18 protein-coding genes are annotated in these 16,053 nt (G+C 34.4%); 1 reads left to right on the plus strand and 17 read right to left on the minus strand.

Going from position 1 to position 16,053, the window contains the following annotated elements:
- Positions 1-12: 12 nt before the first annotated feature.
- The 8 genes from AC00Y6_RS12000 to AC00Y6_RS12035 all read right to left on the minus strand — a co-directional run bounded on the left by AC00Y6_RS12000 (position 13) and on the right by AC00Y6_RS12035 (position 5,878).
- Positions 13-261, minus strand: a complete 249-nt coding sequence (locus AC00Y6_RS12000; RefSeq protein ID WP_474490855.1) for a hypothetical protein — start codon at positions 259-261, stop codon at positions 13-15.
- Between the two features lie 3 nt (positions 262-264).
- On the minus strand, positions 265-612 hold the full coding sequence (locus tag AC00Y6_RS12005) for a hypothetical protein (protein ID WP_474490856.1): 348 nt from the start codon (positions 610-612) through the stop codon (positions 265-267).
- A complete protein-coding gene (locus tag AC00Y6_RS12010; RefSeq protein WP_474490857.1) occupies positions 605-3,631 on the minus strand; it encodes a primase-helicase family protein in 3,027 nt (1,008 codons plus the stop codon). The genes AC00Y6_RS12005 and AC00Y6_RS12010 overlap by 8 nt, the downstream gene beginning before the upstream one ends.
- 6 nt (positions 3,632-3,637) lie before the next feature.
- Positions 3,638-4,039 carry a hypothetical protein gene (locus tag AC00Y6_RS12015; protein WP_474490858.1) on the minus strand — a complete coding sequence of 134 codons (402 nt, stop codon included), beginning with the start codon at positions 4,037-4,039 and terminating at the stop codon, positions 3,638-3,640.
- Positions 4,040-4,233: 194 nt separating this feature from the next.
- Positions 4,234-4,815 (minus strand): ASCH domain-containing protein, encoded by a 582-nt coding sequence (locus tag AC00Y6_RS12020; RefSeq protein ID WP_474490859.1) that lies wholly within the window; start codon positions 4,813-4,815, stop codon positions 4,234-4,236.
- Positions 4,816-4,818: 3 nt separating this feature from the next.
- Positions 4,819-4,947 (minus strand): hypothetical protein, encoded by a 129-nt coding sequence (locus tag AC00Y6_RS12025; protein WP_474490860.1) that lies wholly within the window; start codon positions 4,945-4,947, stop codon positions 4,819-4,821.
- A 127-nt stretch (positions 4,948-5,074) separates the two neighbouring features.
- Positions 5,075-5,617, minus strand: a complete 543-nt coding sequence (locus AC00Y6_RS12030; protein ID WP_474490861.1) for a helix-turn-helix domain-containing protein — start codon at positions 5,615-5,617, stop codon at positions 5,075-5,077.
- A gap of 12 nt (positions 5,618-5,629) precedes the next feature.
- Positions 5,630-5,878: a hypothetical protein gene (locus AC00Y6_RS12035; protein ID WP_474490862.1), complete on the minus strand. Its 249-nt coding sequence runs from the start codon at positions 5,876-5,878 to the stop codon at positions 5,630-5,632.
- A 93-nt stretch (positions 5,879-5,971) separates the two neighbouring features.
- Here AC00Y6_RS12035 and AC00Y6_RS12040 point away from each other — a divergent pair, with 93 nt between their 5' ends.
- Positions 5,972-6,280, plus strand: a complete 309-nt coding sequence (locus AC00Y6_RS12040; RefSeq protein ID WP_474490863.1) for a hypothetical protein — start codon at positions 5,972-5,974, stop codon at positions 6,278-6,280.
- A gap of 265 nt (positions 6,281-6,545) precedes the next feature.
- On the opposite strand, the gene AC00Y6_RS12045 is transcribed toward AC00Y6_RS12040, so the two are convergent.
- From AC00Y6_RS12045 to AC00Y6_RS12085, 9 genes are all read right to left on the minus strand, one after another.
- Positions 6,546-7,478, minus strand: a complete 933-nt coding sequence (locus tag AC00Y6_RS12045) for a hypothetical protein (RefSeq protein ID WP_474490864.1) — start codon at positions 7,476-7,478, stop codon at positions 6,546-6,548.
- A gap of 4 nt (positions 7,479-7,482) precedes the next feature.
- Positions 7,483-8,865 (minus strand): hypothetical protein, encoded by a 1,383-nt coding sequence (locus AC00Y6_RS12050; RefSeq protein ID WP_474490865.1) that lies wholly within the window; start codon positions 8,863-8,865, stop codon positions 7,483-7,485.
- On the minus strand, positions 8,853-9,551 hold the full coding sequence (locus AC00Y6_RS12055) for a hypothetical protein (RefSeq protein WP_474490866.1): 699 nt from the start codon (positions 9,549-9,551) through the stop codon (positions 8,853-8,855). The genes AC00Y6_RS12050 and AC00Y6_RS12055 overlap by 13 nt, the downstream gene beginning before the upstream one ends.
- 19 nt (positions 9,552-9,570) lie before the next feature.
- Positions 9,571-11,241: a T6SS phospholipase effector Tle1-like catalytic domain-containing protein gene (locus AC00Y6_RS12060; protein ID WP_474490867.1), complete on the minus strand. Its 1,671-nt coding sequence runs from the start codon at positions 11,239-11,241 to the stop codon at positions 9,571-9,573.
- Positions 11,242-11,258: 17 nt separating this feature from the next.
- On the minus strand, positions 11,259-12,347 hold the full coding sequence (locus tag AC00Y6_RS12065) for a DUF2931 family protein (RefSeq protein WP_474490868.1): 1,089 nt from the start codon (positions 12,345-12,347) through the stop codon (positions 11,259-11,261).
- A 110-nt stretch (positions 12,348-12,457) separates the two neighbouring features.
- Positions 12,458-13,579 (minus strand): DUF2931 family protein, encoded by a 1,122-nt coding sequence (locus AC00Y6_RS12070; protein ID WP_474490869.1) that lies wholly within the window; start codon positions 13,577-13,579, stop codon positions 12,458-12,460.
- A 130-nt stretch (positions 13,580-13,709) separates the two neighbouring features.
- Positions 13,710-14,804 (minus strand): DUF2931 family protein, encoded by a 1,095-nt coding sequence (locus AC00Y6_RS12075; protein WP_474490870.1) that lies wholly within the window; start codon positions 14,802-14,804, stop codon positions 13,710-13,712.
- A 104-nt stretch (positions 14,805-14,908) separates the two neighbouring features.
- On the minus strand, positions 14,909-15,409 hold the full coding sequence (locus AC00Y6_RS12080) for a hypothetical protein (protein WP_476589246.1): 501 nt from the start codon (positions 15,407-15,409) through the stop codon (positions 14,909-14,911).
- Between the two features lie 90 nt (positions 15,410-15,499).
- Positions 15,500-16,053, minus strand: a 554-nt coding sequence (locus tag AC00Y6_RS12085) for a phage baseplate assembly protein V (protein WP_474490872.1), incomplete at its 5' end; no start/stop codon positions are given.

The raw sequence follows: 16,053 nt of genomic DNA on the forward strand, positions 1-16,053 counted from the left end.
GGTTTTAAAATTTTAAATGTTTTCTTCTTTGCTAAAAAATTCTTGAGTTTCTGTGAATAGTTGATCTAAAGCGTTTACGGAATCATCTTCGGATATTTCTGATATTTCAAACAGAAAGAGAGTTAACAGCTGCCCAAATCCTGCGTAAAAGGCTCGCCTTAGTTCAATATATTGCACATCCGGCATCTCTGATTGTTTGAGATTCATTTTCTCCAGATACAGTTCAAATTGCTGTTGGATCTGTGGTTTTTCTCCTTGCATAATTTATTTTTTTATTGGTTTCACTTTATTTTCTTCTACAAATACGTAGTTATTTTTCGGCATTACCAGGATCTCAATTTTGCCGGCATGTTTCTTTTCGTAAGCTTCCAGATGATTGTAATCGTCCGGAATATCCTGGTAGATCCCAAGGACTTTGGAGGCGGGCAGATCGCCACAATCGTAGATAAATCCCACCTTCCTATTTCCCCGGTAGGTGATCACTACCACTTCCCCACTCGCTTTGATCTGGACACCAATGGCATCCAAATTCGCGAAGATCAACTGATAGCTGATATATCCGAAAGACTTCATGAGATCGGCCTTTAAAAGCGGTATTTCTGCCCTAGTCATACAATCCTTTTTCTGTGGTTTCTTCGTCTTCAGATTCGTCATTCGTTTTGATATAGAAGTGCTCTTCTGTGGTAGACTCTCCGGTTCCGGACTTATACCACTTCATGAACCTGCCTTCCTTGTCTTTTTTCTCGCCTTCTACATCCGGGCAGAAGCTGTGGCCTTTGAGTTCGCAAAACTGTTTTACCCGTTTTTTGAACAATGCACTGCTGGTCCCAGCGACGGATTTATTATAAGCCTGAAGGTTTTCCAAAGCTTCTTTTTTCACGAAGAATTCATTCATCCGGGTGCGGAAATAATCCTCTGCCCATTCCAGGAAGACAGGCCCCATTTCGGAGATCAGGTTTCGTTTTTTGATATTGCCGGTTGGCGCGCCTATTTTGCTTTTGTGGCTCAGGTAAAACTGCAGGCACTGAACAGAAAAATTGATGAACAGATTCCATTGCACCGAATCCCACTCGCTGAAAAACTGATGGCCGAAATCGTCTTTTGGTTCTCGTTTTTTATATTCTTCGTTTTCACCATGATACCAGTCCGAAAAGGCTGCAAACAGAATCCTTTCTGTGGTAGAAGTATCCAAACCGACAGGCGCGTAATTGGTAGAAATAGCAATCTTCGGCGACTCATAAAACGGAATAGTGTACGGTGTACCATTTTTTGGGTTAACGTTCATATCCCCGGTTACATCGGTGAACAGTTGCTGGAACGGTAAGCGCTTATCGGCATCATCGTACAGGATATAATCTGTATGGTTGGTAACACCATCGTAGAGGAAATCATTATCCAACAAGCCTTTTTTCCGGCCATTCATATACTTAGAATTCATCCAAAGTCGGATCGCTTTATCTGCCAAAAGTGATTTCCCGGTACGGCCATGAGATTGGTTGTCATCTACCACCTCGTTATCCATGAGGTAAAAAACCCAGGCTTTTGTAGGATCTTTATAACGGTGCAGCATATAGCCGTAGGAATATATTTTATTAATGAAGTGCAGCTCCTGCTCATACACCTGGTCATCATCCAATCCGGTAAGGCTGCCCTCAGTCTTATATTTGTCCAGGATAAATTTATTTTCGTTCAGATAATCTTCACGCTGTCCTTTTGGCAAATCCTTGATTTCATCTTTCCAAAACACCCGGCTGGCGTTGATGAGATAGTTCATAAACTCGCAATCCTTCCGGTGGATAGTCAAATCAAAATTATTGCTGTCATCTTTCGTAATCGAAAAAAAAGGTTTGCCAGGGACAATTTTCCCATCTACACGGTAGTGCGCCTCTATTTTAATTTTGGAAGAATCCAGATCCTGACGGGTTTGTTTTTTGATCACATTGTTTAGGATATCTTTTTCCATCACATATCGGGAGTAGCCTTTGGTAATCTCAATCACTTCATCTTTATTAACTTCCCAAATAAATTTGTCGAAGAAAAAGAACTGTGATGACGGCGTATAATCGGTAAAATCAAAATCCCGGGTAGGCAGGTTGACCAGCTTCTTATCCGACACAGCCTCGGAACCGATGAGCATATTCAGCAGCTCGTCCGGAAACGCCCGCAAACCTTTTTCCTGTTGTTTATTATCCAGGAAGAAGTTGAAGAAGTCTTTGATCTCCTGAGCCGTGACTTCGCGCAGGATATGTTTATCCTGATGCACGAAGTAGTAACCGTCTTTCCGGGTTTCATCTTTGATCCTGGAGAAACCATTCAGCTTAAGAAAATTAAACGCATTCTTATAGTTGATGTTATAGGTTGTTTTGTTGGAATTCTTAGAATAGGATTCCGTCCAGAATTTACCCGGGCGTGCCAGTTCCAAAAACCGGCTGACTTTGGTCCTCAGTTCTTTCTGCTCTTTGTCATCAAACTTGGCATTGGACTTCATAAAGTCAGTAAAGTCTTTCATCGGGTTTCCGCGGAAATCTTTTTTCTTGGTCAGAGATTCCGGAAGCCAGGCTGTATTAATTTCCAGATGCTCCAATGCCAGTTTTTTACCGGCATCGAATCCGGTAGGATCCAGATCCGGAACATTGACAACGCTTTTGGCATACTTCAACAGGAGATTAATTTGAGATTCGGTAATAGCAGCTGTCTCGGAATTAAACCAGACCACAGCCTCACCACAGGATGCCATGTTAAGAGAATCTCTGTCTCCGGAACAGATCACTACGCGGTGCACTTTGTTTGGCCTTTCTATCTGCACCGTTTCTTTGGTGTCGGGATCTATCGATTCCTCAATGAGTGGCGCACCAACTTTTTTAAGGTTTTCTAATCCGAAAATATGCTGCTTTGGTTTTTTGCCCAGATAGGAAAAGCGGTATTTTTTATCGGAAGATTTTGGTTGGTAGATCTTAAGCCACTGACGTTCCGGCGCCGGCGCTTCTACCTTCACGTTTTTATTTTTACCCTGCAGACTGAGTTTGGGTTTGCCACCGCCCTCAGTGACGATAAATGCAAAAATCGGATAAGTGTCGGAAGATTCTACAGTGTAAACGTCGCACAGTTCTTTTTGCGTGAGCTCGCTTGATTTGAGCCAAGAATAAGATGCTAAGGAATAGAGGCCATACCTTTGGCAAATATCCTGGGTAACCAACGGACCCAGAACCTCCAGTTCGTACTCTGTAAAATCTTTGGTCTCGAAGGTGAAACCGTCGTCATTCAGTTCGCCGCCATCTTTGTAAAATTGTGTGTAGGATCTTTTGGAAATGTTTTTGACCGCCACTTTATTCTGATCAATCAGGCCGAGTTCTTTACCGAGCTCAAGCAACGCCTCGAAATAAGTACGGTCTGTATAATGCGCGAAAATGTGGATGGCGTGCTTAGAATCCCGGAAGAACCCGCTGGCATCACCCCAATCTTTTACAAACCAAACGCCTTCTTTTTTGGAAAGGTTAGCACTCTCGGTACCTTCTTTCCGGATTTTGAAATGTTTGTTGACATCCTTGATATCGAGGAAACGCATGATGATATCCAGGCCGCCATTGGTTGCGGAAAATATCTGATGTTGATCTATTGGGAATTTGGACATAAGAATTTAGTTTTTGGGCTCAAATAATTCAATATGTCTAATCTTCAAGAACGAGTACAAACGGCTCATTGCATTAAGATTCATAAAACTTTCATCTCTTATTAATTTATTAAACCAATAAAATTGAAAGATTTCGTTTTTCTCAACAGCTTTAATTAAACTTTTCTTAAATGCTTCTAATTGGAAATCGTCCTTTAAGAACCTCAATCGTGTATAATCAGCATGACCACAAATAGTTAATAATAAATAATCATCTAAAATTTCTCCCCTATACAATACAACGAACCACGTAGGCCATTCTGCTATACCAGATTTTAAAAACATTGATTCTATAACTTTTAAACCTTTATCATAAGGGAAAATATTTTCCACTAATTTTTCAATATTTAATTCTTCAATTTTTTTCATAATTATTTAAGTTCTGAAAAGAATAATGGCTGTATGATAAAGCCAAATTCTTGTATTAGTATTTTTACTTCTGCTATGTTGGAAATATCTTTGGTGATATCTGTATAGATTATCCTGGAGCGATTAGGAAAACTACCCCCCCCCCAATTTCTTCCGGAGCCGATAAGCGGCGTTGTATTTTCGCCTGAGTTTATCTATTGTGGCCATTCTGTAGGTTTTTCGATTACTTTAAAATCATACACCCAAACCCACGGATTAGCTTTCCAAGATTCTGCACCATTTATTCTTTTCCAAAGTGCTGCAAAAAGGTAAGTTGCTGGTTGTTCTGGATTCATTCCCTCAGCTATTGCATCTTCTTCAGAAATATCCCACAAACGTTCACAACGCACATTGGTTACTTCTAAAAATATTCTGGCAGCTTCTTTTGGCATGTGGATGGATGGTTTCCACTTAACTCTGGATTCAGCTCCTGATATGTGATCTTCGATATATTTTTGTTTATACCAAAATGGCTCGTCTAGATCATCAGAATATTGAAAAATTTCTCTTACCCAAAGGATGTCGCCTTTAATAAATTTAGGTTTACAATCTCTATACTTTTCTTCAGGGCTTTTAAATACAGCTATATTTTTATCCCAACCTAGAAAAATGTAGTTTTCAGGATCTTGGTTTGGAATTTCTAATCCTTGAGTTCGGCGTGTCATTCTTTTCCTACCTTCCAAATTAGCTTGGACCATTTCGGTGGAAAAAAGGATTGGTTTGTATATTGACTTCATTTATTAATCTTTAAGGATTTTCACTGTTACTTTTTCAGTCTCTCCATTCATGCTGACAAAGCATTTGGAAAGATCAAATTTTCGGCTAGCCATCTTCCAAGCGGAAAATGAATATTTATATATCTTTTTCATACTACCAGTGGGTTTTGATTAATGGTTTGTTTTTGAAAACCAAGCCTATTTTTAAGATGATTGTTTTCATAAATTGAAATTAAAAGGTGCGCCGCCTCAAACTCAGCGCACCAGGTTAAAAGAAAGATCACAACAGCCCCTCGAACATGAGTGCGAGTACAGCGTGCTGCTTAGTCATTAGTCCTAACTTTTGATATAGGTTTGTTTTTTTCACGTTAAAGGTTCCCAGGGGATATCCTAATTTTTCTGCTATACTGGCATTGGTACCATCACCACTTACTTCCTTCAGGATTTCCAGTTCTTCTGGGCTTATTTCTTCGCCATTAATCACTGCTGGTTTACAAATAATGTTTTCGCCGGCGCAGCTGCCACGCAGTGAGCAATAAACATAATCGGACGTAACTTCATCATCATTAAAGTCTGCAAAGAAATTGAGCGCGCCAAAACGGCATCTAGCTAATGTCTTTTGCTTCAAACGTTCGTCATCTCCATGCCACTGTTGCAGGATTTTTTTTAGGTCTTCGTCTGTGGCGATGATTTGCGCTAATTCGGGATGATTTTCTACATCATCAAAATTTCTGATGGTCCCATTGTGGATTTTCATCACCTGGGATCCGCTGTTGAAATACTCTTTTGATCCGTCGAGCATTCCAGGATAAATTCTTGTCATAGGTTAAAAATTTTATGCTTTTTCTTTTTCGGCTTTATGCCTCTGGGCAACGAGGTATAAGGCGTTGATAATAGAATAGTTGTTAATTCTATCTTTTTTTACCTGTCTGATGTATGACAGGTCAACTTTTTCATTATCAGGTAACAGATTCCACGTTTCACGGGAATATTTCTCTGGTAGATTTTCCGAGATAAAATCGAATGCATCTGATATATTCAAATGAATATTCGCCACTGTATTATTTTTATTTAATTTTGCCATCGTAAGAGATTACTAACGTGAGACAAATTTAAACCAAATAGTTTAATATTAAACTCATTGGTGTAATTATTTTAAACCAAACAGTGTAACATTATGAAAATCAATGAGAAAATTTTAAAGTATTTTGAAGATCAAGGTATTTCAAAAACTGAAATTGCAGAAAGTTACGGCGGCTCTGCTCAAAATGTTTGGAATATTCTTAATAGGGAAAGCGGTAAAGTTCCTCTTGAATTTTTGGTGTGGGTTGCAGAAAACCACCCTGACTTGGATCTTAACAGCGTCCTGAGAAAAAGTGATCAAAATTACACCGTGCATGAAGATCATGCTGTATATGTAAAACCGCAGGATATAAAGCAGAAAATCATGGAAGAAATTACTGTTATTTTAGATAAGTATTTATAATGCCCGACACAATCCTGACACAACAAATTTTTAATTAATTGATAATCAGTCAATATTTTATGTCAATGTATTTCGGTCCTGGGTACAAAAAATCTTCTACAACTTCGGTTGATAGAGGATTTTTATTTTAAGGGTGATGGTTTTCCTGTTTCTGGTGGTATGTTTCATGGCAATTTTCCTGTTCCGGGTAAGAAAGACTTTTTAACAAGGATATCATTATCCTGAACTTTCGCGGTTTCGAAAACGTGGATTTTTTAATTAAACGTTATTTATTTAATTTTCTGTAAACTTCTGATAATTGATTTTTGTTTAATTTAATTGTAGGAGAAATTAAATTGACGCTTTTCTTTGTTGCTATTTCATAGTCAGTTTCTTTATTTAATCCTATTTGCAAATAAGTTCCTTTTTCTGAGTAATTATTTTGAGTTAAATTAAAGGTTATTTCTTTATCATCAGAAAATCTTTCATCAACCTGCCAATACATTTTATATAAAAATCTATTTTTTGTATTACTAATTAATGTTTTGCTATATCTTGTTTCGTCGCTTTTTGTTTCTTTTACAGAATTTAAGATACCATTCTTTGTATATAAATAAGAAATATCCCAATTGTTTATAATACTTTCATTTTGAGAATCTATGGTTGTCATCTTTGCCTTTAAAATTCTGAAATTTTGTTTTTGATATTTTGTTTTTGATGCTATATATTTCAAATCACTTAACTTATAAATATCTTCTTGTAAAAAATCATCTAATAAATCTACTAATTCTGAAATGTTCAAATTTTTCTTTAAATAAGAGTAATACGATTGATTCAAAAAATATGAACTTTTGTTAATGTTAATACTTTTCAATTTGTCATTAAACATTATCTTCAAATTCTTATTAAGATTATCATTGCTTTTAATTATTAAATCAAATTTATCAGATGAGATTTTTTTTAATATGTATGAATTGTAATCCGCATCGTCAGAATTTATAAGATCATTTCCTTTGTACACCCAGACCGTATCTTTCTCATTTTTAAATGAATAAATATAATAGAAAATGGTAAGTGGATCTTCATTTTTAATGACTTTATCTCCACTTCTTATTTCTAATGTTCGGTTGTCTTCTCTAAACCCAAGAATTGTTACTGATTGGCAAAAAGAAAAAATGGGAAGAAAAAAAACTATTCTAATTAAATATTTTAAAATCATAACTTTATTTAAGTAATTTAGTGGGTGTAATTTTCCAAAAAATGCTTTTTCCAGCAGAAATTGTTCCTGAAATTCCGTTTGTAGTTTTTACTCCTGTATCGTAATAGAAATTTCCGGTTGTCCAATTATTTTTGTCTTTAAATTCTGCTGCAGGAATTGAATATTTTATTTTCGAAGGAACTTGTACTTCTTCAAAAGTCGGTTTTCCGTCTTTTCCCAAGACAGGTTTCCCATCCTTTCCTTTTATAATTTTTTTTACTTTCTTTTTTATATGTTCATGAGTCCCATGATCATTTTTTTCATCATGTTTTCCTTTATCTCCATATCTTGCTGAGCTCTCGTTGGCAGCTAAAAAAGAGTCGTACACATCATTAGGAATTTCAATAAATTTATATTCGTCAAATTTATTTTGTCCTAATTTATTATATGGATTTTGTTCTGAATTTCCCCACGCTAAAAAATCTGTACCATCCCAATATTCTGCTCCTTTTGTAATGTCCTCTTCTTTCTGAATAACAGAAATAACAGCTTTCCTTGAAAGATTATTTTTGTTTTCGTTTGTTAATGGCATTTCTTTTTTAACAGGAACCGATGAATAGGAAGATGCTAATATACTTCTCCATGATTTTCCACCTTTTACAGAACGATTATGACTTGTAAATGCAATACATTTTAATTCTTTCAAATCTTCCTCTCCAGCTTCCATTTTTATAACGTATGAAATATACCGAAAATCTGAATGACTAACATATGTTGTTAAGTGTAAAGCAGTTTTGTTAATTTGCAACCATTTTTTATCTTTTTTAGCATTTTCATATTCATTTTTCGTAGTCAAATAAACTCGTAAACTATTTTCCACACCTCCGATATATTCACCCTCTTTTGTATAATATACATATTCTGTATTATCTTCAGGAACAGGTGCTCCCATTGTATCAATACTTTCAGGGACATTGATCTGCCCAGAATCTACAAATTCTATTTTTCCAGTTTCTGGTGGGATATTTCCTGGTAATTTTCCTGTTCCAGGTAAAAAGGATTTTTTTAGTAAAACATCATTATCCTGCACTTTCGCAGTTCCAAAATCTTGCCACGATGTAAGCGCAAGCATCTGAAAACCATCGTAAAAAGTGAAGTTCGGGATTTGCTTTTCTACAATCGTTCCTGTTAATTTACCTTGTGTGGTAGGAACATCATTTAAAACTTTAAATTCGCCTAAATGTGCATTGAATTTTATTTTTGCACCATGTACTGCTAATAAAAGTCCTTCTTCCGTGCTGTCTTTTTCTTCATTTTCGACACGTTTTTCTTCCATTTTCGCACTGTTTTCTTCTTGTAGAGAAGTAGCAGTTGATTGAGTATTGTCGTTTTCCGTTACCCTATCCATAATAATGAATGTTTTAGATGATACTCTCGTTTTTTTATTTCTATAAACGCCTCTACAAAATTACCTTTGTTTATAAAATTGATTCCCTTGAAATACATTACATCCGATTGTTCTATATCTTTTGCTGTAATTGTTTGGTTAATTTTTTCACCCTTTTTCGTTGAGGTCATTATTTCTGTGTAACCTTCTTTTGTTTTCCTTTCTCTTTTGCCTTCAGAAACTGTCCATAAACCGTTGAACAATAATCCGAACATCTTATATTCTTGCAAAAACTCTATCAACGATTCTTCATTTTCAAGCAGTGTACTCATTTGGTTAAAATAATTCTCCACAGCGTTTCCTTGATGTAAACCGGATAATTTTGTTCTAATTTTAATCCATCTTAAAGTAAGAAATGTAAGATTATCAACATTGACAATGTTTCCGTCCATATCTATTGTAAGAATCAGCTCATCAAATAAATAACTTAATTGTTTAACTAACTTTCCCATCGCATTGTCGTCATTAGAAAAATCAAATTCGGTAACTAATATTTGAACTTTAAAATAATTATTCTCTTTTCCTAAATCATATACTTCAACTGCTCTTACATATTTTTTTTCTCTACTGTAAGAAGATTCAGGATTAGAAATAATAATTGTTTCTAACCTATACGTTTTGCCTAAATTTTTTAAAATTTTTTCCAATATTCCACTGTATAAAAACTTAAAATTCCATTCTTTTTCTTCCTTCGTTTGGTTTATAAGCCAATGTATCGAAGAGACTATTCAGTTTTGCAGATCTGTGAAGGTATCTATTTCTTAATCTTCCTAACAAATAATCAGATTTATAAGCGGTTACTACTACTTCTTCAATCTGATAAGTATCATTTTCTTCCTCAGCAGAAGTTTCTACGATTGGCACTTCATTTTCTTCTGGTTCTGGGTTGTCATTAGTATCTTCATAATTAAAATTTCTTTTGAGAGTCCAGCTTTCATTATTATCGATAAGGTGTTCTTTAAGATAGGTTTTAACATCATCTAAAAAAGAATCATTAAGTGAATAATCTGTCATTATTTTTGAATAAAAAAGATATTTTTCATTTTCATTTAGAAAAGGCAATGCATAATCACACATAAAATGAAGCGGAATAAAGCTGTAACCGCGATAAAGGTATCGAGTACCCGAAAGGACATTTGAGCTACCATAAATATTACGATAATTGAGTTTTTTACTGATTTTTAATTGTTCTTTTTTAAACCATCCTTGCTCAATTAATTCATTTCTAAAATCATGTAGTGAACTTGATAAATATGCCGTCTCTAACCACACATGCTCTTTCTCAGTAACACCTTCTATAGGATCAGGTTGGTCGTCTTGACTAATTTCATCTGCAGATAAAGCATCGTGATTGTAGCTGCCACCAACATCACTGTGAACTCCTGGAAAGTTTTTTTCAATTCCGTTATGAAGTTTCACTGGTAAAAATCTTGTAAGTGAGAAATTTTCTCTATGCTCATCTGCTGCAGTGAAATGAACAGCTTTTTTAGGAGAACCTAATTCATGCAAATGCAATTGTCCTATTTTTTTCTTGAAATTCGGAAGTAAGCCAACTGTAGGATTAGGGTCATAAGATGCAACCGTATCATAAATACCAATGAAACGCACGATAATTGTCATATCATCAACAATATCCCGAGGAATTCCTGCTTGTAAAAGACTTGTCCCCAAATGACCAAATTTTGGAAGTAAGCCTTCTTTTATCCAGCTTTTTTCAACACCAGTAAATTCACTTTCTTCGTGATCTGTTTCTATTCTTTGAGCACCTTGTACTGGTGGGAAATAGGACTTTGGTGCATAAGCTGCCATTTGAAGATTGTATGCAAAATTTCTTGCCGCTGCTGCTCCACGACTAAACCCGAAAATATCAATGGTGAGTTCAATTTCTTTTAATTTTTTCTTATTATCGCTAGAATCTCTTGCTTTTTTTACTTTTTCAGCCAAAGTTTTACACCCATTTCTTACTTTACTTATTATTCCTGTGGTGCCTTTTCCGTATTTATAACCATCACCTACATCGTCTTTTTTATCTATCGTTCCTATGCCTTCTATATATAATGAATAAGTTTTTCTGTTAGTGCACATATATTTTCTTGCAACATTGGTAAAATCATTTCCAAAGCTATTATCTTCTTTTGCATACTTTTTATAAATTTTCCGCTCATCTTCTGTTGCAGAAATATATTGAAATTCACCTTTTTTCTCTACTTTTTTGCGAATTTCAGTGTTTTTCAGATTATTCAAAGTGCCATCGAAAAACACTCCAAAAGAAAGCTTTAAAGTTCCTGTTAGATCTGGTAATGGATTGCCTGTATTGTAAACAAAAGTTTTGCCCATGATATATAAATTAATTTCTAATTAATTGTGGTTTTATTTTTTTTCAGCCAAATCTGCTTATCTCCGTTTATTAATTGTACCGAAGCTGAGGTTTTTGGAATATTTACTCGAATTAAGATTCTTGTATCTTTACTTTCTTTACCTATATTTTCAAACGCTTTTACAATTTCTTGCTCGTCAAAAACTATTGCCCCTTCATAAATATCTTTGTCTTCATGCCAACTAAAATATATTTTGCGAGGAATTCCCTTTGCTTTAATAGCATTCCATTTTAGTTCCTCGGGAATAATTTTATAGGTTTTTATTTGTCTATCACCAAACAGAAATTCAGTTTCTCCATTTAAAGAATAATAGTCAACTTCATCTGTGATTCCATTATTAGGTAATTCAAAATCTACATTCCAATTATATCTTTGTCTGTAAGTATCCCATAATCCATAAGGAATAGGTTTACCTTCATTGGCTTTTACGATGTCTAAAGGAACAATATCAAATTCATACATTATTTTTCTTTGGTACTCAGGATCAAACATATTTTTTTGCGGACCAGGACTTAATCCGTTGATTTCTTCTTGTGGGATGACTACTTTTTTACCTTCATATCTGCCAATTTCCACTTGCCTTCCTGCTCCTGAAAGCCAAACGACAACCACACCTCCTGGTGCAAAGCCTACAATAATCTGGTTATAGTTTTCTTTCCTTGGATTTGGATTATCACCATCAGAAGGAGTAAAATATCCATCACGGAAAAGATTCAGCATTTTTTCGTAATCAATAGCCGTATCTATTTCATAAAATGTTTTTTCTGCATAAGAAATCCAAATTACATGCAGATGTTTTGGGATATATTTTATGCCATTGCTCATTCCTCTGTTCGCATCTCCCCAAGATCCACTTGTAGTCCCACTAAATAAACTTGTGAATTCTCCGTTGGCAGATTGTAATCCCCCACGATAAACGTCAATTGGATAGCCTAAAGGAGCTGAAGTTGCGTCAACCCATTCATATTTTGTCATAGTTTGATTTTTTTTGTTTTCATTCTTTTCTTGACACGATATTTGTGTGAAGAAAAGAATGCTTAATAGATATTGCAGTAATTTTTTCATGATAGTAGATTTTTTATACATAAAATACTCCAATCTCTAAATGAAGTTCATTAACTAATAGTTTAGAATTGCCTGTATTGTAAACAAAAATTTTTCCCATAATTTAACGATTAATAAGTGAATTTTGTTTTTCCAACAAGTATTTTTTCGGTTTTCAGCATAATCTGCTTTTCACCATTTATCAATTGTACAGAAGCTGAGGTTTTTGGAACATTCACACGAACTTGCACAACTATATTTCCAGAAGAATTGTCTTTTGATATTTCTTTGAATGCAGAAAATACTGTGTCTTCATCAAATTTGATTTGACAATAATATCTATTACCATCTAGCCAAGTTATATTTATTCCACTCGGAACAGAAAGTCTATTTACCGTTGTAGATTTCAAATAATCTGGAATTATTTTTGAATAGTCTCTAATTTGAGTTTCTCCAAATAAATTTTCATTTTCTCCATTGTAATGAAAATAAAAAACTTCTTTTAACAACCCATTATCTGGAAGTTTAACATTAAGACTCCAATTATATTTTTGTCTGTAAGTATCCCACAATCCATAAGGAATAGGTTTACCTTCATTGGCTTTTACGATGTCTAAAGGAACAATATCAAATTCATACATTATTTTTCTTTGATACTCGGGATCAAACATGTTTTTTTGCGGACCAGGACTTAATCCGTTGATTTCTTCTTGTGGGATTACTACTTTTTTACCTTCGTATCTGCCAATTTCTACCTGTCTACCTGCTCCTGAAAGCCAAACCACAACCACACCTCCCGGTGCAAATCCTACAATTATCTGGTTATAGTTTTCTTTCCTTGGGTATGGATTGTCATTACTCATAGATGGCACAAAATACCCCTCACGAAAAAGACCCAGCATTTTTTCGTAATCAATATTTGTATCCACTTCATAAAATATTTTTTCTGCATAGGAAACCCAAACTACATGCAGATGGTTTGGGATATATTTTATGCCATTGCTCATTCCTCTACCAGCACTTCCCCATCCATGATTTCCTGACGTTGTGCCTAAATATAAACTTGTAAAACTGCCATCAGCAGATTCTAATCCTCCGCGATACACGTCTATTGGATAGCCTAAAGCAGCTGAAGTTGCTTCAACCCATTCATATTTTGTCATAGCTTGATTTTTTTTATTTTCTTTATTTTCTTGACACGATATTTGTGTGAAGAAAAGAATGCTTAATAGATATTGCAGTAGTTTTTTCATGTTAGTAGATTTTTCATACATAAAAAACATCAATTCCCAAATGAAGTTCATCATTCAAAACTTTAGAATTGCCAATGTTAAATACAAGTGTTTTTCCCATGATTTAAAAAATTGGTAAGTAATCTGATTTCTAATTAATTGTTATTTTATTATTTTTCAGCCAAATCTGCTTATCTCCGTTTATTAATTGTACCGAAGCAGAGGTTTTTGGAATATTTACGCGAATTAAGATTTTAATCTCTTTACTTTCTTTATCTATACTTTCAAACGCGTTTACAATTTCTTGCTCGTCAAAAACTATTGCACCTTCATAAATATATTTGTCTTCAAACCAACTAAAATATATTTTGCGAGGAATTCCCTTTGATTTAATAGCATTCCACTTTAGTTCATCAGGAATAATTTGGTAGGTTTTTATTTGTCTATCGCCAAACAGAAATTCAGTTTCTCCATTTAATGAATAATAGTCAACTTCATCTGTGATTGCGTTATTAGGTAATTCAAAATCTACATTCCAGTTATATCTTTGTCTGTAAGTGTCCCACAATCCATAAGGAATAGGTTTACCTTCATTGGCTTTTACGATGTCTAAAGGAACAATATCAAATTCATACATTATTTTTCTTTGGTACTCAGGATCAAACATATTTTTTTGCGGACCAGGACTTAATCCGTTGATTTCTTCTTGTGGGATGACTACTTTTTTACCTTCATATCTGCCAATTTCCACTTGCCTTCCTGCTCCTGAAAGCCAAACGACAACCACACCTCCTGGTGCAAAGCCTACAATAATCTGGTTATAGTTTTCTTTCCTTGGATTTGGATTATCACCATCAGAAGGGGTAAAATATCCTTCGCGGAAAAGATCGAGCATTTTTTCGTAATCAATAGCTGTATCTATTTCGTAAAATGTTTTTTCTGCATAAGAAATCCATATCACATGCAAATGGTTTGGGATAGATTTTACACCGTTGCTCATTCCTCTAGCAGCACTTCCCCATCCATGATTTCCTGAGGTTGTTCCTACATATAAACTTGTAAAACCTCCATCTGCAGATTCTAATCCACCTCGATAAACGTCTATTGGATATCCTAATGAAGCAGATGTCGCCTCAACCCATTCATATTTTGTCATAGCTTGATTTTTTTTATTTTCATTCTTTTCTTGACACGATATTTGTGTGAAGAAAAGAATGCTTAATAGATATTGCAGTAGTTTTTTCATCTTAGTAGATTTTTCATACATAAAATGCTCCAATCTCTAAATGAAGTTCATAAACTAATAGTTTAGGATTGCCTGTATTGTAAACAAAAGATTTTCCCATAATTTTAATAGGTATATTTAGTTTTACGTACCATGATTTCGTTGTTTTTCAACAAAATATGCTTATCTCCGTTTGTCAATTGTACCGAAGCTGAGGTTTTTGGAATATTCACACGAACTCGTAATTCAATTTTATCTTTACTATTAGATGAAGTAATTTCTTTAAAAGCTGAAAGAATTTCTTCTTCATTAAATTTAATTTCACAGTAGTATCTGTTTTCATCTAACCAAGAAAAATCGAGTTTGCTTGGAATATTTCTTTTTTGAAGAGTATTATATCTAACATTATCTGAGATTATTTTAGGATATTTTTGAATTAATGTTTCTCCAAAAAGTTCCTCCCAATTACCATTTAGAAAATGAATCCCAATGTCTTTGTTTTGTGCATCATCAAGTAATTCTGTCACTAATATCCAATTATATGTTTGTCTGTAAGTATCCCACAATCCATAAGGAATTGGTTTACCTTCATTGGCTTTTACGATGTCTAAAGGAATAATTAACAATAGAAAAAAAACAAAAATCTAATCTAGAAATTTTACCATTAATATTGAGAGCATTTCTCCAGTTTTGTAAAAATGTTTTTCTCATTATGTTTAGCCCTTATTTACTTTTGCATCTATTTTTCCTAGTACTTTTGCAACACCTGCACTTTGTAACAAGATATCACCATTTTTCGCTTGGTGAGTTGTGGTTGAAGTTGTTTCGTTTAAATCTCCTGTTACGTTAATCGTTTTATTTTCGTTGACTGTTTGTTTATAATTTTTTGATGTAAACTGATGGTTGTTGGTAATATTTAAAGAATTATCATTACCTATATTGGTTGTCATATCTTTTCCTACACTTATGTTAAAATTTTCACCCACATTGAAATTCATGTTTTTTGGAGCTGTTACATTAATATTTCCTTTTCCATCCATATACCAAACATTTCCGCTAGGATCTTTTACTGTAATACTTCCGCTACTGTCTGTGTCATCAAAAATTATGGTACAGCCACTTCTGGTAGTTAGGCTTTTAATGTGATTTTGAACCCCACCTCCCAAACCAGTTCCCCCATGAAACATACCGCCCATCACAAATGGTCTATCGGGGTGGTTGTGTACAAAACCAACCATAACTTGGTCACCTACTTCGGGGATAGCAACAT

This window comes from Epilithonimonas sp. (assembly GCF_056329745.1).